The 20139-nt window shown below is 30.4% G+C and carries 16 protein-coding genes; all 16 read left to right on the top strand.

The genetic code is table 11. The annotated features are described in order from the left end of the window. Positions 1 to 28 precede the first annotated feature (28 nt). The 16 genes from atpG to dltC all read left to right on the top strand — a co-directional run bounded on the left by atpG (position 29) and on the right by dltC (position 20138). Positions 29 to 901, top strand: coding sequence for an ATP synthase F1 subunit gamma (atpG, locus tag BQ7358_RS03490; protein ID WP_062174381.1), 873 nt, complete (start codon positions 29 to 31; stop codon positions 899 to 901). A gap of 39 nt (positions 902 to 940) precedes the next feature. After that, positions 941 to 2356: a F0F1 ATP synthase subunit beta gene (gene atpD, locus BQ7358_RS03485; RefSeq protein WP_021753370.1), complete on the top strand. Its 1416-nt coding sequence runs from the start codon at positions 941 to 943 to the stop codon at positions 2354 to 2356. Positions 2357 to 2375: 19 nt separating this feature from the next. Continuing rightward, positions 2376 to 2780: a F0F1 ATP synthase subunit epsilon gene (locus BQ7358_RS03480; protein WP_062174379.1), complete on the top strand. Its 405-nt coding sequence runs from the start codon at positions 2376 to 2378 to the stop codon at positions 2778 to 2780. An 85-nt stretch (positions 2781 to 2865) separates the two neighbouring features. Continuing rightward, positions 2866 to 3801 (top strand): acetylxylan esterase, encoded by a 936-nt coding sequence (locus BQ7358_RS03475; RefSeq protein WP_062174377.1) that lies wholly within the window; start codon positions 2866 to 2868, stop codon positions 3799 to 3801. 1 nt (position 3802) lies between these two features. Further along, on the top strand, positions 3803 to 4636 hold the full coding sequence (locus BQ7358_RS03470) for an acetylxylan esterase (RefSeq protein WP_062174374.1): 834 nt from the start codon (positions 3803 to 3805) through the stop codon (positions 4634 to 4636). Between the two features lie 179 nt (positions 4637 to 4815). Beyond that, complete coding sequence (locus tag BQ7358_RS03465) at positions 4816 to 6120, top strand: hemolysin family protein (protein WP_072520219.1); 1305 nt, start codon at positions 4816 to 4818, stop codon at positions 6118 to 6120. Positions 6121 to 6283: 163 nt separating this feature from the next. Further along, positions 6284 to 7138, top strand: coding sequence for a pur operon repressor (gene purR / locus BQ7358_RS03460; protein ID WP_062174370.1), 855 nt, complete (start codon positions 6284 to 6286; stop codon positions 7136 to 7138). Further along, a complete protein-coding gene (gene glmU / locus BQ7358_RS03455; RefSeq protein WP_072520218.1) occupies positions 7131 to 8507 on the top strand; it encodes a bifunctional UDP-N-acetylglucosamine diphosphorylase/glucosamine-1-phosphate N-acetyltransferase GlmU in 1377 nt (458 codons plus the stop codon). The genes purR and glmU overlap by 8 nt, the downstream gene beginning before the upstream one ends. Before the next feature lie 318 nt (positions 8508 to 8825). Then, positions 8826 to 10133, top strand: a complete 1308-nt coding sequence (locus tag BQ7358_RS03450) for a DRTGG domain-containing protein (RefSeq protein WP_062174366.1) — start codon at positions 8826 to 8828, stop codon at positions 10131 to 10133. 17 nt (positions 10134 to 10150) lie between these two features. Beyond that, positions 10151 to 11137: a DHH family phosphoesterase gene (locus BQ7358_RS03445; RefSeq protein WP_062174365.1), complete on the top strand. Its 987-nt coding sequence runs from the start codon at positions 10151 to 10153 to the stop codon at positions 11135 to 11137. 76 nt (positions 11138 to 11213) lie between these two features. Then, on the top strand, positions 11214 to 14993 hold the full coding sequence (locus BQ7358_RS03440) for a PD-(D/E)XK nuclease family protein (RefSeq protein WP_062174363.1): 3780 nt from the start codon (positions 11214 to 11216) through the stop codon (positions 14991 to 14993). 348 nt (positions 14994 to 15341) lie between these two features. Beyond that, a complete protein-coding gene (locus BQ7358_RS03435; RefSeq protein WP_072520217.1) occupies positions 15342 to 16355 on the top strand; it encodes a methionine ABC transporter ATP-binding protein in 1014 nt (337 codons plus the stop codon). Further along, the gene (locus tag BQ7358_RS03430; protein WP_062174359.1) at positions 16355 to 17017 is read left to right on the top strand and encodes a methionine ABC transporter permease; all 663 of its coding nucleotides are present in this window, start codon (positions 16355 to 16357) and stop codon (positions 17015 to 17017) included. Before BQ7358_RS03435 ends, BQ7358_RS03430 begins: the two co-directional genes overlap by 1 nt. Before the next feature lie 215 nt (positions 17018 to 17232). Continuing rightward, positions 17233 to 18735 (top strand): D-alanine--poly(phosphoribitol) ligase subunit DltA, encoded by a 1503-nt coding sequence (gene dltA, locus BQ7358_RS03425; protein ID WP_062174357.1) that lies wholly within the window; start codon positions 17233 to 17235, stop codon positions 18733 to 18735. Position 18736: 1 nt separating this feature from the next. Further along, the gene (gene dltB / locus BQ7358_RS03420) at positions 18737 to 19897 is read left to right on the top strand and encodes a D-alanyl-lipoteichoic acid biosynthesis protein DltB (protein ID WP_062174355.1); all 1161 of its coding nucleotides are present in this window, start codon (positions 18737 to 18739) and stop codon (positions 19895 to 19897) included. A gap of 10 nt (positions 19898 to 19907) precedes the next feature. Beyond that, the gene (dltC, locus tag BQ7358_RS03415) at positions 19908 to 20138 is read left to right on the top strand and encodes a D-alanine--poly(phosphoribitol) ligase subunit DltC (RefSeq protein ID WP_174222366.1); all 231 of its coding nucleotides are present in this window, start codon (positions 19908 to 19910) and stop codon (positions 20136 to 20138) included. Position 20139: the final 1 nt, after the last annotated feature.

Genomic DNA, 20139 nt, shown 5'->3' with positions numbered 1-20139 from the left:
TATTCAGTAGAAAAAGGTGGTGAACTAATTGGCGTCACTAAGAGATATAAAAAATAAAATCAACTCGACGAAAAAAACTAGTCATATCACTAAAGCGATGGAGATGGTATCAACATCTAAATTACTAAAAGCACAGACCAATACTCAAAAATTTAATCCCTACATGAAAAAAATGCAGGAAGTAATGGCTACTATTTTTTCAAAAGAGGGTAGTATTAAACACCCAATGTTGGAAAAAAGAGAACTGAAAAAAACTCTTTATGTAGTTATTACCAGTGATAGCGGATTATGTGGAGGGTTTAACTCCAATATTATAAGAAATTTTGTTAATACTACAAAAGAGCGACATACAAGTCATGATGAATATGGTATAGTTGCAATAGGTAATTATGGTGCTGAATTTTTCAGAAAAAATGGTTATAGCATCGTTGAAAGTTACAGAGATATACCGGATGAGCCAAGTTTCACTCAGGTTAAGGAGATTACTAATAAAGTTGTGGGATATTTTACTGATAAAAAATATGATAAAATCTATCTCCACTACAATCACTTTGTTAGTATGATTCAACAAGTTGTAACGGAAGATCAAGTTCTTCCGATAGAAAATACAACACAGTTTAAAAATTCTAATAACCAAGTAACAGGTGCTTATGAATTTGAACCCGGGGAAGAAGCGGTATTAGATGTACTGTTACCACAATATGCAGAGAGTATGATTTATGGAAGTATATTGGACAGTAAGGCTAGTGAACATTCTGCAAGAAAAACAGCTATGAAAAATTCAACTGATAATGCAGGAAATATTATTGATACACTTACGATTAAATATAATCGTGCAAGACAAGCAGCAATCACACAGGAAATTACCGAAATTGTTAGTGGAGCGGCGGCTGCAAAATAGAAAGAAGAAAGGAGAAGCTATTAAGTTAGCAAACAACATATGAATAAAGGTTATATTCTCCAAGTTATGGGACCTGTAGTAGACGTTAAGTTCGAATCAGGGCATATGCCTAATCTATTGAATGCTCTTGAAGTATTTGTAGATAAAGGTGATGGAAATAAAGAAAAATTAGTTCTTGAAGTTTCTCTTGAAATTGGTGATAATGTCGTTAGAACTATAGCGATGTCGTCTACTGATGGATTAAATAGAGGAGCGGAAGTAGTAGATACAGGAGCACCAATTTCAGTGCCGGTTGGAAACTTTACTCTTGGGCGTGTATTTAACGTTTTAGGTGAAGCGGTGGATCATGGGGAAGAAGCTGATAGCAATGTAAGAAAAGATTCTATCCATAAAGAAGCGCCAACCTTTGAAGAATTATCTACTCATGTAGAAGTATTGGAAACAGGTATTAAAGTAATAGACTTACTTGCACCTTATATTAAAGGTGGGAAAATCGGATTATTCGGAGGTGCAGGTGTTGGTAAAACGGTTCTTATCCAAGAACTTATTAACAACGTTGCGCAACAACACGGTGGTCTTTCGGTATTTACCGGAGTAGGAGAACGTACTCGTGAAGGTAATGACTTGTATTATGAGATGAAAGATTCAGGTGTTATTAATAAAACTGCCATGGTATTCGGACAGATGAACGAGCCGCCCGGAGCACGTATGCGTGTTGCATTAACAGGATTGACAATGGCTGAATACTTCCGTGATGAAGAAGGACAGGACGTATTGTTATTTATTGATAATATTTTCCGTTTTACGCAAGCAGGATCTGAGGTGTCTGCATTACTTGGGCGTATGCCGTCTGCCGTTGGTTATCAACCGACACTTGCTACAGAGATGGGGCGTCTTCAAGAGCGTATTACATCGACGAAAAAAGGTTCTGTTACATCTATTCAGGCGATCTATGTTCCTGCCGATGATTATACCGACCCGGCACCGGCTACAACATTTGCTCACTTAGATGCAACAACTAACCTTGAACGTGCATTAACTGAAATGGGTATCTATCCGGCAGTTGATCCGCTGGCTTCTACATCACGTGCTTTAGCACCGGAGATTGTAGGAGAAGAGCACTACCAAGTTGCGACAAGAATTCAAAGAACACTTCAAAAATATCGTGAATTACAAGATATTATTGCTATCTTAGGTATGGACGAACTTAGTGATGAAGATAAGAAAACCGTTGATAGAGCAAGACGTGTTCAATTCTTCTTATCACAAAACTTCCATGTTGCTGAACAGTTTACAGGGCAACCGGGTTCTTATGTTCCGGTAGAAGAATCAGTAGAAGCATTTAAAGGAATTTTAGACGGTAAGTACGATCATATTCCGGAAGATTGCTTCCGTTTAGTAGGCGGTATAGAAGATGTATTAGAAAAAGCACGTAAATTGGGAGTTGAAGTATAATACAATAGGAGGGTAAATTATGAATACTTTAAATGTAAGTATTGTCACTCCTAATGGAGAAGTTTACAGCACAAAAAACGCTTCAATGGTTGTTCTTGGGACTACCAGCGGGCAACTGGGTATTATGGCAAACCATGTTCCAATGGTTGTATCATTAGCGATAGGACCGTTAAAAGTGGCGTTTCCTGACGGGAAAGAAGAACGTATAGCTGTAAGTGAAGGATTTGTGGAAACACATAAAAATGACATAACTGTGATTGTTCAGACGGCAGAGTGTGCTGATGATATTGATGTAGAACGTGCTAAAAGAGCAAAAGAAAGAGCGGAAAAACGTTTATCTGAAAGAAAAAGTACACTTGATGTAAGACGTGCAGAGTTGGCATTGGCTAGAGCATTGGCTCGTCTAAAAGTTACAGAAAAATAATTGATAAAAGAGATGCGATGTGCTTGTCGCATCTCTTTTTTACGTTTATAATAATTTAAGAGAAAATATAAAGAAGTGGTGAAATATGAATTTAGAAAAGTACGTTGGGACATGGAAAAAGCCGAATGATTTTGACGAATTTTGGAATAGAAAACTAGAAGAGATAAGACAAGTTTCCTTGGATTATAAAATAATAAAAAAAGAGTTTTCTAATTTTGAAAATATTGAGTATTATGATTTGTACTTTACAAGTTTTGACGGCGCTGTAATATATGCAAAATATATAAAATCAAAATTAAATAAACCTAGCCCTGTATTATTTTATTTTCACGGATATCCGGCATCCGGTAGAAATTGGTTAGAAAAAACAGCATATACTTCTCTCGGGTATTCGGTATTAGCTATAGATTTTCGTGGACAAGGCGGAAAGAGTGAAGATATAGGTGGAATTTACGGTTCAACCGTCTTCGGTCATATAACAATAGGTTTAGATGATATAATTGATAATTTGCTTTATGTGAAAAATATAATGGATATGTGCCTTTTAGTTAGAATAGCCGGTGAGTTGGATGGAGTGGATAAAAATAATTTTGTAACTTATGGTGCATCACAAGGAGGAGCTTTTTCCATTATGTGTGCAGCTTTAAATAAAAATATTAAAAAATGTATTTCGTTGTATCCGTTTTTATCTGATTATAAAATGGTTTATGATTTAGATAGAGATACCGGCGCTTATGGGGAACTCAGATTATATTCACGCTGGTTTAATAATGATGAAAAGCGAAATAAAGAAATTTTTGATAAACTGGCTTATATTGATACAAAAAATTTCTCCGGCAAAGTTAGAGCAAAGGTATTGTTTGGAATGAGTGGGGTGGATAGTGATTGTCCTTTGGAAACACAATATGCAGTATTCAACAATCTAATTTGTGAGAAAAAATTATGTTTTTATAAAAAATACGATCATGAAGCTATAGTTCCTTATAATAACGAAATATTCAAATTTTTATTGGAGAGATAATATGAAATTAATTAAAAATAGGAAATTTACTTATACAAAAGAAAAGATAAAATTTGAACACCTAAATGCGGATTATTTTAGTATAAAATTTTTAGCGGTGGATAATTCGAATATTTATGCAGATATGCTTGTTCCGAAAGGGAATATAAAAGGAGTTATAATCGAATTTCCGGAGTATGAAACACAAAATAAGGATTATTTAACTCTTAGTCGATATTTAATACTGGGATATGCAGTAGTAAGTATTCACGTTCGGGGACAGGCAGGAAAAAGTGAAAATAAACAACCGGGATCAATCTATTTTCCATATGTAGAAATTTTTAGCAATGAACCTTATTACAAATTTGTTTATCAAGATGCTCTTGATATAATTCAGATAGTAAAAAATGAATTTTCTAATATTGAGTTATTGTTGTTTGGAGTAGGGCAAGGGGCTGCACTTAGTGTAGTTTGTGCAGCTTTTAATAAAGATATTAAAAATTTATTTATCGCCGATATAGCTTTGTGTGATTTTAAAGAAATTTATAAAGAAAATAAAGATGAGGATTATTATTTGGCAATAAGAAAATTCTCAAGAAATTATCCTGAAAAAGAAGATTATTTATTAAAACAATTAGACGAAATAGATATACTGAACTATGCAGTCAGTGTGGGAAGCAAGGTGTATTATTGTTTTTCACAACTTGATGTAAAAACACCTAAAAATTGCCAAGAAAAATTTTTAGCATTATTAAAAAATAAAGAAGTAATTAATTATCGAAAATTGGAATATAAAGAAATTTTTCAGCATGCTTTTGACGATTTTATATTGAAAAAATTGTCAGAACGAAATTAATAACTTAACAGAATCTTTGTTAATAATTAACAACAGAGTAGCAAATATATACTGTTATTTTAAAATAGATTTAATGCTAATAAAATAATAGTTAGATTGCCGTAACATTTGAAAAAATAACATATATATAGTAAAATTATGAATAAGTTATATCAAGAAAGAGGTTAAATTAAACCGTTATGGATCTCAGTATCTTAATAAAAATTTTAATAATAATATTATTACTTATGGCTTCTGCTGTTTTTGTAATGTTTGAGTTTGCGTTGGTGAAACTTCGACCTACTCGTGTTAAAGAAATAGCGGAAGAAGGGAATAAAACAGCGAAGATATTGTTAGTTATGGTGGAACAGTTAGACCACTATTTATCAGCTACACAATTAGGAATTACAATCGTTTCGCTTGGTTTAGGTTGGTTGGGAGAATCAACGTTTCATGCGTTATTTAGACCGTTATTCGATTTGATGCGCTTAAATGAGACTTTAACACATACTATTTCATTGGTAGTTTCATTTGCGTTTATGACATTACTGCATGTGGTATTGGGTGAGTTAGTTCCTAAAACAATAGCTATTCAAGCGGCAGAAAAAACTTGTTTTAAAGTCGCATGGCCAATGTATATGTTCGATAAAGTGATGAGACCTTTGGTTTGGTTGCTTAATTCATTAGCAAACATTGTTGCAAAATTATTTGGATTTGAACCTGCGGCAGAACATGATGATATTCACAGTGAACAAGAATTACGTACCATTATGAAATTATCTCGAGCACACGGACAAATTAATGATATAGAATATCGTTATGTGGAACGTGTATTTGAGTTTGATAATAAAATCGCAAAAGAGATTATGACACCGAGAACAGAAGTAGAGGCTATTGATATGAGCGATTCCCTTGCTGTCATAATGCGTCAACTCAAACAAGAAGAGTATACTCGTTATCCCGTTATAGAAGACGGAGACAAAGATCAAATTATCGGGATATTGAATGTTAAAAAATTGTTATTTACTGATAAAAAATTAGAAACTACAGAAGACTTGGAAGAATATATTACTCCTGCTATAAAGGTATTTGAACATACTCCAATTTCACAAGTATTAGCTACAATAAAGCAAAATCGTGAACACATGATTGTCATAACTGATGAATATGGTGGAACAAGCGGAATAGTTACCTTAGAGGATATAGTGGAAGAATTAACCGGTGAAATTCGTGATGAATTTGATGAAGATGAACAAAGTTTAATAAAAAAATTAAAAAATGGTCATTATTTAATCGACGGGTGGGTTCCTATTCAAGATGTGAATGCTTTGTTTCATGCCCAATTACCGCATGAAGAAGTCGATACAATCGGTGCATATGTTTATTTAGAAAAATATGAAGCGAAAGTTGGGGCAGAATACTCAATAGATACCTTAACTTTCATAGTAAGAAAAGTAGAAGAAAATCAAATACGAACCCTTGAGGTATGGAAGGATAATAAATAGGCTTCAGTCAAAGACTGTAGCCTATTTTATAGTGTATTAAAATGTTAAAGCGAATATTACAATAATTGAACACTTTAATTATGCGTTAAATATAAGATTTTACTTTACTAATACGAACAATAATGGTATTATATACATATAATATACGAATTAGGAGTATTACATGAAATTAAAAAGAAGCGAACGAATAGTGGTAATGACGGAATATTTATTGAATAATCCGAATAAATTAATTCCACTTACTTATTTTGTATCAAAATTTAATCAAGCAAAATCTTCGATAAGTGAAGACATTTATATTATAAAAAACGGTTTTAAAGAAGAAAAGATTGGAGAAGTAAAAACATATGCCGGAGTGAGCGGTGGTGTTATTTTTACTCCGACTTTAGTAGAAGAAGATGCGGTAAAAATACTTAATGAGTTTGTAGAAAAAATAAAAGAAGGGGATAGACTTCTTGCCGGCGGTTATATCTTTATGTCGGATATAATCGGTAATCCGAGTTTAATGAATAAGCTGGGACGCGTAATTGCCACAGTTTATAAAAATAAAGAAATTGATGCTGTTGTTACTGTTGCGACAAAAGGGATACCTGTTGCATATGCTATAGCCTCTATTTTAAATAAACCGGTAATTATTATTCGTCGTGATAATAAAGTAACTGAGGGAACGACTGTTGCGATTAATTATGTATCAGGTTCTACAAAAAAAATTGAAACAATGATTTTATCAAAACGCAGTTTAAAATCACAATCAAGAGTATTGTTAGTTGACGATTTTATGCGAGGTGGCGGTGTCCTTACCGGAATGGAAAGTCTTATTAGTGAATTCGATGCTGAGGTCATAGGGAAAGTAATTATTACTCAATGTTTTGACTCAGTAAGGGAACATGAGGAAGATTATTTATATTTATCAAAAATAAATAATATTGATGAATATAACGGAACATTTGATGTTAAATTAGGTAATGTTATAGAAAAATTAAGACAAGCGGAAAATGAGGAATTAAAAAATGAGTAATAGATATGCGGTGATATTAGCGGCAGGTAAAGGTACACGAATGAAGTCAAAACTATATAAAGTTTTGCATAAAGTTTGTGACAGAACTATGGTTGAGCTTGTGTTGGACAGTTTAAATGATTTGAAAATGGACGAGGTAATTACAGTAGTCGGTCACGGTGCCGAAAAAGTAAAAGAGGTACTTGGAGATAGAACGAAATTTGTTTTACAGGCAGAACAATTAGGAACGGCACATGCTGTAAAAGTAGCTAAGGATATGCTAAAGGACAAGAACGGAACAACTATCGTCATGTATGGAGATACACCTCTTATTCGACCGGAAACCATTAATAATATGTTGGATCATCATGAACAAACGAAGGCAAAAGCAACGGTGTTGACAGCATATGCAGATAACCCTTTCGCATACGGAAGAATTATTCGAGATACTAACGGTAAACTGGAAAAAATAGTAGAAGAAAAGGATGCTGCCGAACCGGAAAAGCAAGTTAAGGAAATTAACTCAGGGATTTATTGCTTTGATAATAAATTATTGTTTGAAATGTTGGAAGAAGTAAAAAATGATAATAAACAAGGTGAGTATTATTTACCGGATGTCTTATATTTAATAAGAAATCGAGGGGAGATAATTGAAACTTATCTTTGTAATGATTTTGATGAAACATTTGGAGTAAATGACAGAGTAGCGTTGGCATATGCGGAAAATGTTATGAGAAATAGAATTAACACTAAACATATGTTAAATGGAGTTACTTTGGTTGATCCGGCTAATACTTATATCGCTCCAAATGCTATCATAGGAAGAGATACGACAATTTATCCGAATGTGACGATTAAATCAAATACCGTTATAGGAGAAGATTGTCAAATCAAGCCAAATTCATATTTAGAGAATTCTATAATTAAAAATGGTGTTAAGGTGTTATCATCAACTGTTACAGATTCTATTATCGGTGCCAATACGAGAATAGGTCCGTATTCTCATATTAGAAACAACTGTGTTCTTGGAGAAAATGTGAGAATTGGGAATTTTGTAGAACTTAAAAATACAAAATATGGAAACGGTTCTAAAACGGCACATTTAAGTTATTTAGGTGATACAACTGTAGGTAGCAACACCAATATAGGTTGTGGAACAATAACTGTAAACTATGATGGGAAGAATAAATATCGTACTACCATAGGAAGTGATACGTTTATCGGTTGTAATTCTAATTTAATTGCACCGGTAGAAATAGGAGATGGTGCTATTGTTGCGGCGGGAACAACGGTAACCAAAAATGTGCCGGATGATGCGTTGGTAATAGCTAGGGCAAAACAAGAAAATAAAATCGGTTATGCTAAAAAACTTCCTGCGGGAAGAAAATAGAAATATATTATACTTTAATTGAATTTAAAAGTGTTATACAAAAATATAGAAAATAAATTTTGGCAAAATTAGTTGCATTTTTTCAGAAAATAATTTATATTTCTGTATATGTAGGGAAATACTAACTGTATAGAAATTTTAAATAATCTATTTTACCGATTTAACTTATATTACAAGAGTGGAACAGAAGAAAATATATTCTGTTTCACTTTTTAATTTCTTGAAATAAGTACATAAAAAGTATATAATTGATAGTAAGCGGAAATGTATTAAATTTTTAACATTGTATTATAATAAAAAAAATAAGGAGTTATTATATTGAAATCAAAACATCAAAAAATATTAGAATATATAAAAAGTCTACCTATAGGAAGTAAAATTTCTGTAAGACAGGTGGCAAAAGAATTAAAAGTTAGTGAAGGAACAGCATACAGGGCTATAAAAGAGTCTGAAAATAGAGGGTTTGTATCATCTATCGAAAGAGTTGGAACTGTTCGTATTCAGAAAAAAGAACGTGATAATGTAGAAAAATTATCTTATTCAGAAATAGTAAATATTGTAAGTGGACAATTAATTGCCGGTCGCGGAGGTGTTCATGAAATTGTTCAAGATTTTGCGATAGGTGCGATGGATTCCGAACAAGTAGGACAGCATATTAGACAAGGAACACTATTGATTATCGGAAATCGTCCGAAAATCATAGAAATGTCATTAGATAAAGGATGTGCCATTTTAGTAACAGGTGGTTATATTCCTAATGAGAATATAAAAGCAATGGCGGATAAAAAAAATCTACCGCTTATAATTACACCGCATGATACTTTTTCCGTAACGCATTTAATTAACCGTGTTACGAATGACCAAATTATTAAACGTGATATTATTACAGTAGAAAGTATTTATATTAAAGTTGAAAAATTATATACCATTAATATGAATGATACCGTAAAAGATTGGTATGAACTTCAATTACAAGTAGGGCATACTCGTTATCCGGTTGTTAATGAATATGGAAAATTAGTCGGTATAGTTACCGCACGTGATGTATTTTTAAAAGATAAAGATTCTCTTATTAAGGAAGTAATGGAGAGAAAAGTAGAAACAACTACGCTTGATACACCAATATCTTCAGTAGCTAATACAATGCTTTCTGAAGGCTATGAATTGATGCCTGTAATTGATAACAAAAATACTCTTTTAGGTGTTGTAACACGAAAAATAGTTATAAACTCATTATTAACTAATAATCGTTTCCAAGAAGGGCATAATAATGATACCTTTGATGAAATTATGAGAAAAGGTATTGTGCCACGTGCTGACGGTTTGCAGGTAAAAGTAATACCGCAAATGTTAGACCAATTCGGTACTTTTTCCGGTTCAGCGTTACTAAGTATTATAGATGAATCAATTCATATAACCAGCTATAATTACAACAGAAGTGAAGTACTTATGCAAAACACGTCATTGTACTTTTTAAAATCAGTTCCATTAGATAGAACTATAACTACAAAGGTTACTATTTTAAGCATAGGTAGAAAAACTGCGAAGTTTGATGTTGAAGTATTTGATAAAACCGACTTGGTGGCTAAAGCAATGGTAACGTGTCAAGTATTCCAAAGAAATTAGTAGAAAGAAGAATTGTAATGAATAAAGATTATGAAACATTATATGAAGAAATCTTTCTTAAAATAAAAGAGAGTGATAAAATTATTATTCATCGCCATGAAAGACCCGATCCGGATGCTTATGGTTCACAAGGAGCAATGTATCAAATAATTAAAGCCAATTTTCCCGAAAAGAAAGTAATAACAGTAGGAAAAGATTCGCCATCATTATGTTTTTTATTTAAAAATAAAGAAGTAACGGAAGAAGATTACAAAGATGCGTTGGTAATTATAACCGATACTGCAAATTTCCCAAGAGTAGATGGTAAATTATTTACAAAAAATAACTTTCTAATAAAAATAGATCACCATCCGCCGTTGGATAATTATGCTGATATAAATTTGGTTGACACGGAAGTTTCGTCGTGTAGTGAGTTGATTTATAATTTCTACACTTATATAAATAAAAAATATGGTATAGTACTAAATGATGAAGCGGCAAAATTATTGTATTTAGGTATAGTAGGAGATACAGGAAGATTTTTATTCCCAAATACAAGTGCTGATACCTTAAGGGTTGCTTCAGAGCTTATTAAATATAATTTTAATATGAGTAAGTTATTGGATAAAATGGAAATTATTGATGATAATATTATGCGTTTTAGAGCGTTTATCTTTGATAATTATAATGTTTATCACGACGGGGTGGCATATTTAAAAATTACTAAAGAGGATATGGATAAATATAAGGTAGATCCGGGGGAGGTATCAACCGGTGTAAATTTGATTCGTAATCTAAAAGGACTGTATGCTTGGTGTTTCGCTATAGATGAAGGTAATAAGGTTCGCGTGAGATTGCGTTCTAAAGGGCCTATTATAAATACACTTGCAGAAAAATATGCAGGTGGTGGGCATCCTATGGCAAGTGGTGCAACCGTAAAAAACTGGGCTGAATTAGATGATTTACTTGATGATTTAGCAAAATTGGTATCTAACTATAGAAAAGAAAATGAAATTTTAGATTAAAACAAAAATAAGGTTGGGTAGATGATAATTTACTCGACCTTGTTGTTTGATTATAATAAGATATAGGAGGTGTGATATGCAGTTAGATCTATTAATTTCACCGAGCGGTTTTGGGAAGACCGATTTTATACTTAATGACATAGATAAAAATAGAAAAAATAGCAAGATAATAGTTTTAACGCCGGAGCAAAACAGTTATAATTTTGAAAAATTATTATGTGAGAAATTTGGCGGTACTTTTAACATTGATGTTATGAATTTTTCCAGTTTAACAAAAAAATTATATAAAAAACTAGGAATAGATACTTCAAATTCTTTAGGAGATGATATTAAACCATTTTATTTTTATAAAGCTGCCTTGAATTTAAAAAATAGTGATAATTTTTTAGTAAGAAGAATTTTGCAAGATAGCAGTTTTATTGAAGTGGTGCAAGATATTATAAGAGAATTAAAGCAATATAGAATAACTATTAATAGATTGGAAGATTATTTAGAAAATAATAAAAATCCGGAAGAAGCTCATAAAAATAAACTTGAAGCAGTTTTAGAAATTTATCTGGAATATACGAAATTGGTAAAAAAATCTTTCTTAATGGATAAAGAAGACTACATAGATGAGTTTTTACTTTATTCAAAGTATTTAGATTTAAGTAATTATATTTTTTATATAGATGCTTTTTACAATTTTTCTTTGCAAGAGTACAGTTATATAGAAAAACTAATTCAACTTTCTAAAAGAGTAGTATTTAGTGTAATAGCAGATGCAAACAGATATTTTAATGTAGACTTGAAGCAGGTGGCGGAAGGTTATGAAATAGAAAATATTAAATACAATAAATTTTACTTGGCGGATCTTCATGGTGACAATAAATATAAACTTGATATGTTTAGAAAATCTCATGAGGTAGTTGCTAATTTGAATGAAATACTTAGAAAAAATTCTAATATTGATTTTAATATCATTGCCATGGTAAAAAACAAAAATATAAATACGTTGTATTTTAAAATAAAGGAAGATACAGTTATAAATTCTAAAATTATAAACACTCATATCGGACGTTTTAAAGGTGTATCTAATGAATACTTAGCTAATAATTATTATAAAGCATTTAAGTCTTTAAAAGAATCGGACGACAGTATAAAAATAATTCGTGCTAAAAATAAAGAATTAGAAGTAAAGCAAGTAGCGAGAGAAATTTTGAAATTAAAATCGGAGAAAAATATTTTAGAAAATGATATAGCAATTTTGTATCGGGATAATACCTATGAGAATTATATTAATATTTTTAATGATTATGGTTTAGTCATTCACCTTGATAAAGATGAAAATGTAAGTCATCATCGATTAATAAAATTTTTAACATTGTCTTTAAACTTTGACCCCAAAAATTTTAAAGATAGTATAATAAAAATATTAAAAACACGTTTAACAAATATTGAAAAAATTTATAAGCAAAAAATGTTATCAGTTATTTTATTCAATGACAGTAAGCTAAGTAAAAGCGAGTTTGATAAAAGGGTGAAATTATTAGATAAAGAAAAGATAAGCGGTGTAATTATCAAGGATATTTCTATTTATGATATCGACAATATTTTAACAAGAAAATTAATAACAAAACTTGAAGATTTAAAAATAGATTACTTTACAGAACCTGTTTTTGATTTTAGTACAGAACAATTATTTGTGTTGGCAGAAGCCTTAACTGAACTAACAGAAAAAATACAAGCTATAATTAACGAAAAAAATAAAAAGATAACAGCTTATATAAAACAAATAGAACAGCTATTTAGTTATTGTGATATTAAAATGACTTTAGATAAAGAAGATGGTGAGTATGACAATATAGAAGAGTTGAAAATAGATAGTATTGATCGTCAAGTTTACAAAAAAACATTAACCTTATTAGATAATATAAATAATAATTTTAAAAACGAAGTATTAAGTTATAATAAATTTGTTGATTTATTAACTATAGGTTTATCAAAAATAAAATATCGCAGTATCCCCGAAATAAATAATTCGATAATAATGTCAACAATGGATCTTGCGAAAGTTGAAAATAAAAAAGTTGTTTTTGTTATTGGTTTTAATAAAGAAGTTCTTCCGAAATCTAAAAAAAGTGGTTTATTAGATGATAATGATAAAGAATATTTTATTACGAAAGAGTTATATATATCCCCGACCGTAAAAGCTTCATTGATAGATGAAGAGTTTGTTGCTTATATAGCATTAACAAGGGCAAAGGAATGTACATATATTAGTTATAGTAGCATTGATAAGAGTTTTAAAGAAAGTTTCGCCTCTACTTATCTAAATGTAGTAAAATCTATGCTGGTCAATATTTCAGAGAAAGAAACAGATAAAATATTGGAGTTTAATATTAATAATTATAGTTACTATTTGGAGAATATAAATGAAATCTACACAGCGCAGGAGTTTAATTACTTATTCGTAAAAATATACCGTCGTTATCAAGAGGTGAAAGGTAGCGAAACAAAAGAAGTTTCTCTATTATCACAATTAATAACGTTTTTTATAAATAACTATATTGGTTTGAGAGAACAGGAAACTAAGATAGAAACGGAAGTTTATTCAGAGTTGAATGATAGAATATATTTTTCTAATAATAATGTGGTGAGAAACTATCTACCTATGATTATAAAAGATTACAAATTTAAGTTATCGGAAGAAAATATTAGTAAGTTTTTAGAACTTCATGGAGATAAATTTTCAAATTTCAGTATTTCCAAAATTTCTGATTTTGAAAAAAACCCGTATTTATTTTTTATAAAAAGAATGTTGGGAGTTAAGGAAGATAGTAAAGTAGAACTTGACAATTTAGTAACGGGAAGATTTTTCCATGCGGTATTAGCTGATGAAAAAATTATAAATTTTATAAAAAACTCGGCAAATAAAGTAGATTTAGAATATTTGGAAGATATGGAAATTATAGAATTATTTAATATTCAAGAGAAGATAGAAAGTGTAGTTTACAATTCTACTAATAAAGATATACTGGAAACTCTACAATTTATTAAGATTTTAAATACATATAGTTATAATTTAAAAATATTAATTAGACGTTTAGTACTGGCTGTTGCAATAGAAATTAAGTATGTTGCTTTAACAAAATATGAGCCGAAATTTTTAGAGAAAAAATTCGAGTTAGTTATTTCTGAAGATAAAATTAGTTGTAAGGAGTTAGAAACAGGTAATGTTATAACCAAGAAATTAGAAAGAATATATAATGTTCCAACTTTGAAATTTACCGGAACAATAGATAGGATAGATGTTTTAAATAAGAATATTTTGGTTATAGACTATAAAAGTAGTGAAACGAATTTTAAATTGGATATGTTGGAGTTAGGATTTGTTTCACAGGTTTTAACCTATGCTCTGGCGAGTGAAATGCTTCTTAATAAAAAAAGTGATGATATTTTCGGTGTTTTTTACAGGGAAATAGCAAAAATTGGAAAAGAGCTAAGTAAATTTAGATTAAGAGGAATAGCTAACAGTGATTTAGTAAATCTTAGTGAATTTAAAGAAATTACAAGTGATATTATGTATCTTCGTATTACAAAAAAAGGAATACATGGTTCGGATATTCATAAAGCGTACAACAGTAGAGAACTTTCAATAATAACGGCTAAAAATTTAGATAACATAATGGTTGCTTTAGAAAAAATTTATACATTTGAGTATGTATTGGATGATTATGAAGTATCGGATAACTATATGTCAGAAAAACAAACTCTATATAACTATTCATCCAATACTGATACAAGGTTGGAATATAAACATAAAGTAGATATTAGTAAAAAGGAATTAAGAAAGAAAATTTTGGAAAGAAAATAATATTAAATTATCAGAAAATTCCACTCTTTTATCTTGACAATAATTTTTTATAGTGATATACTTTGAGTAATCTTAATAAAAACCAAAACTCAAATAAGTACAAAATGGCTATAATTAATAGAGAGTGTCGGTGGCTGAAAAGACATATTATAAAATTTTGGAAAATGGTTTGAGTGGTTAATGAAGTAAACATTATGTGAACTTTATTCGGGTATCCACGTTATAGGAAAGGCTATGTTGGTAGCTTAGAAAGTAAAAAATAAGGTGGTACCGCGGACGACGCCCTTATTCTGCATTTGCAGAGTAAGGGGGTCTTTTTTATTTATTACAATTTGAAAGGAGAAATATATGATTGAGTTAAAAAATGTTAACAAAATTTATAATAATAAGGTTCACGCCTTAAAAGATATTAATTTAAAAGTGGAAAAAGGTGATATATACGGGATAATAGGCTATTCCGGTGCAGGAAAATCAACGCTTGTCAGATTGTTAAACGGTTTGGAAGTTGCAACGAGCGGTGAAGTTATTATTGATGGTGAAGATTTTAATAAAATTAATGAAGAGCAACGTCGTCTAAAACGTCAAAAAATCGGAATGATTTTCCAACATTTTAACTTGTTGTGGAGTAGAACGGTTGCTGAGAATATTGCTTTTCCATTGGAAATTTTAGGTAAATCAAAATCTGAAATTAAACCAAGAGTAAGAGAACTTGCTAAATTAGTCGGTTTAGAAGATAGATTAAATTCTTACCCATCGCAACTATCAGGAGGTCAAAAGCAGCGTGTCGGTATTGCGCGTGCTTTAGCAGGAAACCCGACAATTCTTTTATGTGATGAGGCAACAAGTGCATTAGATCCCGAAACAACTGCGGAAGTACTTGATTTAATAAAAAAAATTCATGCTGAGACTAATATTACAGTGGTACTTATCACTCATGAAATGAATGTTATTAAAACAATCTGTACAAAAGTAGCTGTTATTGATAATGGAGGAATAGCGGAGAATGGTTTAGTTACTGATGTATTCTATCATCCGAAACAAGAGGTTGCAAAAAAATTCTTAAGTCAAACATCGTTTGCTTCGCAAACTGAGGAACAAGAAAATATTAAAGAATGGAAAGAAACATTTACTGATGGTGTTATAATTAAATTTACATTTAGTAACAGTACTTCGAAAAAACCGATTTTAAGCACATTAGTAAAAGAAATAGATTTCGATTTTACGATTATTAACGGACATCTTGATAAGACAGCAGATGCAAATATTGGAACTTTATTTGTTCAATTAATAGGAACAGACGAAAATATCCAAAAAGCAATTACAAAATTAAATGAATTAGGAATTTTAACGGAGGTGTTATAATGTTTGATTTTTCACGAATTAACTGGGATAAGGTACAAGGAAAGACAGTCGAAACATTAATAATGACTTTTGAGTCATTGATATTAGTTTTTATAATAGGGTTGTTTTTAGGGTTGTTATTGTATGTTACGTCAAATAGCAAAAGTACGTTCGGACGAGGATTTTATACCGTAATAACGGCAATCGTTAATATTTTTAGGGCAATACCTTTTATTATTTTGATTGTATTGTTATTACCGTTTACTAAAATTTTAGTTGGCAGTATTATAGGAGTGCAAGCGGCAATACCGGCGTTAGTTATTTCAGCCTCACCGTTTTATGCCCGTTTAGTAGAAATTGGTCTACGTGAAGTAGATAAAGGTGTTATTGAAGCGGCACGAGCAATGGGAGCAAAAAATTCAACAATTATTTTAAAAGTTCTTATACCGGAAAGTTTACCTGCGATTGTTTCAGGTATAACGGTAACAGCTATTGCCCTTGTCGGTTCGACTGCAATGGCAGGAATTATTGGAGCCGGCGGATTAGGGAATCTTGCTTATCTTGACGGTTTTCAACGTAATAATAATACCTTGACATTTGTAGCTACAATACTAATTTTAATTATAGTTTTCGCTCTACAATTTTTGGGAGATGCGGTTGTTAAGATAATAGATAAACGATAAAGTAGTTGAATAAAAAACAATAATTGGCACAGATGATTTTTAACTTTGAGTTGTTTTAAATAAAAATTTTTAAAGTTTGATAGATTTTGTAAGGTGGGATTGAAAGTAGATTTCTTTGAGATCATAATTTTCATCTCGCCTTTTAATTAATTTTTAATAACCTTTGTTAGAATTTGTAATATAATAGAATGATTATTTTTCAAGAGAGAGTTATTATGAAAAGCTATAAATTTTTAGAAAAAATAAGTGAATACGAAAAAAGCCTAAAGACAGCTTACATTAATAATATTTACAAAAATGCCAATCTTACTTATAAACAACTGCTGGAATATTCAGATAAACTTGCATATTATATACAAGAACGATTAGGTTACGATAAGACGCCAATAGTTGTCTATGGGCATAAACATCCGTTTATGTTGGTGTATTTTTTAGCGTGTGTGAAATCAGGAAGAGCTTTTTGTCCTGTTGACACTAATACTCCTAAAGAGCGAGTGGAAGAAATAGTAGATACAGTTAATACTAAATTGGTTTTAATTACAGAAGACATAAAATTGGAATGTGAAACTTTAAGTGTAGAATATGCAGAAAAAATTATTGCTACCGGTAAAAATAGAATAAATTCTAAATATTATGTTCAGGATGAAGATATATATTATATTATTTTTACATCAGGTAGTACGGGAAAACCTAAGGGTGTTTGTATTACTTACAATAATTTGAATAATTTCCTCAAGTGGTATACAGGGTATTATAAAGATAAAACAGAACTCACTTTTTTAGGACATCCGCCGTTTTCATTTGATTTGTCGGTTATGTCACTATGGCCTGCGTTATTTTTAGGTGCTACTCTTATTCAAATAGACAGAAAACATCAGGAAAATTTTAAAGATATGTTTATAGAACTATCTAGTTCTCAAGCTGATATTTGGATTTCAACACCGTCATTTATTGAAATGTGTTTTATGGATGAAAGGTTTAATTATAATTTACTTCCTAAAATAGAACAATTTATCTTTTGTGGAGAAAAACTTTTCAGTACAACGGTAGAGAAAATTCACAAGAAATTTCCTAATTCACAGGTTATTAATACTTATGGGCCAACCGAATCAACGGTTATGGTTACATGGATAGAAATAACAGAAGAGATAAATAAGAAGTATTCTACTAACCTGCCGGTAGGTGTGATAAAACCGAAAAGTCAGGTAGAAATAGTAAATCCGGATACTAACGGTAAAGGAGAAATTGTCATTATTGGGGATACGGTTGCTAAAGGATACTTTAAAAATGAAAAAATAACGAAAGAAAAATTTTCAACGAAAAAAATTAATAATACGGTACATCGTAGTTATCGAACCGGTGATATGGGTTATTTTGAAGACGGTTTTCTTTTTTGTGAAGGACGGATGGATTTTCAAGTTAAGTTACATGGGCATAGAATAGAGTTGGAGGATATTGATGCTAACCTATTAAAAAATAAGAAAATAAGGCAAGCAGCGACAATACCCAATTATAAAGATGAAAAAGTTCATAGTTTAACTACATATATAGTCTATGGTGAAAATATAGAACAACGCTTTGAAGTTATAAAAAAAATAAAATCGGAATTAAAAAAACTGGTTCCTGATTATATGATTCCTAAAAAAATAATTTTCCTAGATGAAATGCCACTTAATAATAACGGGAAAATAGATAAGAAAAAATTAAAGGGGATGTAAAATGAATTATTTTGAAGGTAATGAATTTTTCTTTTTTCTTATCATAGCGTTATTAGTTGGATTTATACTGAAATTATTTAGAAAAAATATAGAATATTATATATTGTTATTGTCAATTGTGTTTGCGGGTGTTATTTATGGTAAAAGTACATTAATGTTGTGCTATTTGGTAATTTTTATTGTATTTGAATATTTATTAGTATTTATTGCCCAACGTAACACAAATAATAAAAAGTTATTGAAATTATTAATATTTATTTCGATAGCACCGTTAGTATTAAACAAAATATTTACACTTGCAAGTATCCAACTTTTTACTTTTATCGGTATATCGTATATGTCGTTTAAAACAATTCAAATAATAGTTGAAATATACGATGGGGTGATAAAAGAAAAAATATTACCGGTAGAATATTTAAACTTCTTATTGTTTTTCCCAACAATTAGTTCAGGCCCGATAGATAGAAGTAGACGTTTTAAAGAGGATATAAAAAATGATTTATCAAAAAAGGAATATTTTGAGTTGGCAGGAGAAGGTGTATATCGTTTAATACTTGGTCTTTTGTACAAAGTTGTAATATCAACCTATTGTTATCATTACCTGATAACGTTAACAAATCATGGGGTTATTTCTTATTCAGTTAAATATATGTACTTATACACATTATATTTATTTTTTGATTTTGCCGGATACAGTTTAATGGCTGTAGGAAGTAGTAATATACTCGGTATACAGACACCGTTAAATTTTAATAAACCTTTTTTAAGTGTAGATATAAAAGATTTTTGGAATAGGTGGCATATCACATTATCAACATGGCTTAGGGATTTTGTATTTTCAAGAGTATTTATTTCAACCACTAAGAAAAAGATTTTTAAAACACGTCTTAATACAGCAATGTATGCTTATATGGTTAATATGATTTTAATGGGATTATGGCACGGATTGACCTTTAGTTATATTATATATGGTGTTTATCATGGAATATTAATGGCATGTTTTGAATATTATCAGAAAAAAGTAAAATTTTATAAAAGAAATAGGAATAAAAAATGGTATAAGGTAGTAAGTTGGGTTATTACGTTAAATTTAATCACATTCGGTTTATTTATTTTCTCAGGAGAAGCGGAGAAAGTAATACGTGTGATACTAAAAGTATAGGAGTAGAATAATGAGAGAAGAAATATTAGATATGTTGGAAGAAATCTGTGAAGATGAAATTGTAAAAGAAGATTTAAATGTTAATATGAAAGAAGAGGGGTTAATGGATTCATTAGCTTTTGTAGAAATGCTGGCGCATATTGAGGAAAATTTCGGTATTGTGATAGCACCGACAGAAGTAACATATGAAGAAATTGATACGCCGAATAAAGTTATTAGTTACTTGGAAAATAGAGTATAGT

The sequence above is a fragment of the Gemella massiliensis genome, assembly GCF_900120125.1.
Classification (GTDB): domain Bacteria; phylum Bacillota; class Bacilli; order Staphylococcales; family Gemellaceae; genus Gemella; species Gemella massiliensis.
Note: the sequence above shows the minus strand (reverse complement) of the source record. Positions and strands in the feature narration are given on the sequence as shown.

What these genes read in the sequence shown, in the direction of transcription:
- atpD (WP_021753370.1), top strand. Translation starts at nt 941, where the DNA reads ATGAATAAAGGTTATATTCTCCAAGTTATGGGACCTGTAGTAGACGTT.
- BQ7358_RS03480 (WP_062174379.1), top strand. Translation starts at nt 2,376, where the DNA reads ATGAATACTTTAAATGTAAGTATTGTCACTCCTAATGGAGAAGTTTAC.
- BQ7358_RS03475 (WP_062174377.1), top strand. Translation starts at nt 2,866, where the DNA reads ATGAATTTAGAAAAGTACGTTGGGACATGGAAAAAGCCGAATGATTTT.
- BQ7358_RS03470 (WP_062174374.1), top strand. Translation starts at nt 3,803, where the DNA reads ATGAAATTAATTAAAAATAGGAAATTTACTTATACAAAAGAAAAGATA.
- BQ7358_RS03465 (WP_072520219.1), top strand. Translation starts at nt 4,816, where the DNA reads ATGGATCTCAGTATCTTAATAAAAATTTTAATAATAATATTATTACTT.
- purR (WP_062174370.1), top strand. Translation starts at nt 6,284, where the DNA reads ATGAAATTAAAAAGAAGCGAACGAATAGTGGTAATGACGGAATATTTA.
- glmU (WP_072520218.1), top strand. Translation starts at nt 7,131, where the DNA reads ATGAGTAATAGATATGCGGTGATATTAGCGGCAGGTAAAGGTACACGA.
- BQ7358_RS03445 (WP_062174365.1), top strand. Translation starts at nt 10,151, where the DNA reads ATGAATAAAGATTATGAAACATTATATGAAGAAATCTTTCTTAAAATA.
- BQ7358_RS03440 (WP_062174363.1), top strand. Translation starts at nt 11,214, where the DNA reads ATGCAGTTAGATCTATTAATTTCACCGAGCGGTTTTGGGAAGACCGAT.
- BQ7358_RS03435 (WP_072520217.1), top strand. Translation starts at nt 15,342, where the DNA reads ATGATTGAGTTAAAAAATGTTAACAAAATTTATAATAATAAGGTTCAC.
- BQ7358_RS03430 (WP_062174359.1), top strand. Translation starts at nt 16,355, where the DNA reads ATGTTTGATTTTTCACGAATTAACTGGGATAAGGTACAAGGAAAGACA.
- dltA (WP_062174357.1), top strand. Translation starts at nt 17,233, where the DNA reads ATGAAAAGCTATAAATTTTTAGAAAAAATAAGTGAATACGAAAAAAGC.
- dltB (WP_062174355.1), top strand. Translation starts at nt 18,737, where the DNA reads ATGAATTATTTTGAAGGTAATGAATTTTTCTTTTTTCTTATCATAGCG.
- dltC (WP_174222366.1), top strand. Translation starts at nt 19,908, where the DNA reads ATGAGAGAAGAAATATTAGATATGTTGGAAGAAATCTGTGAAGATGAA.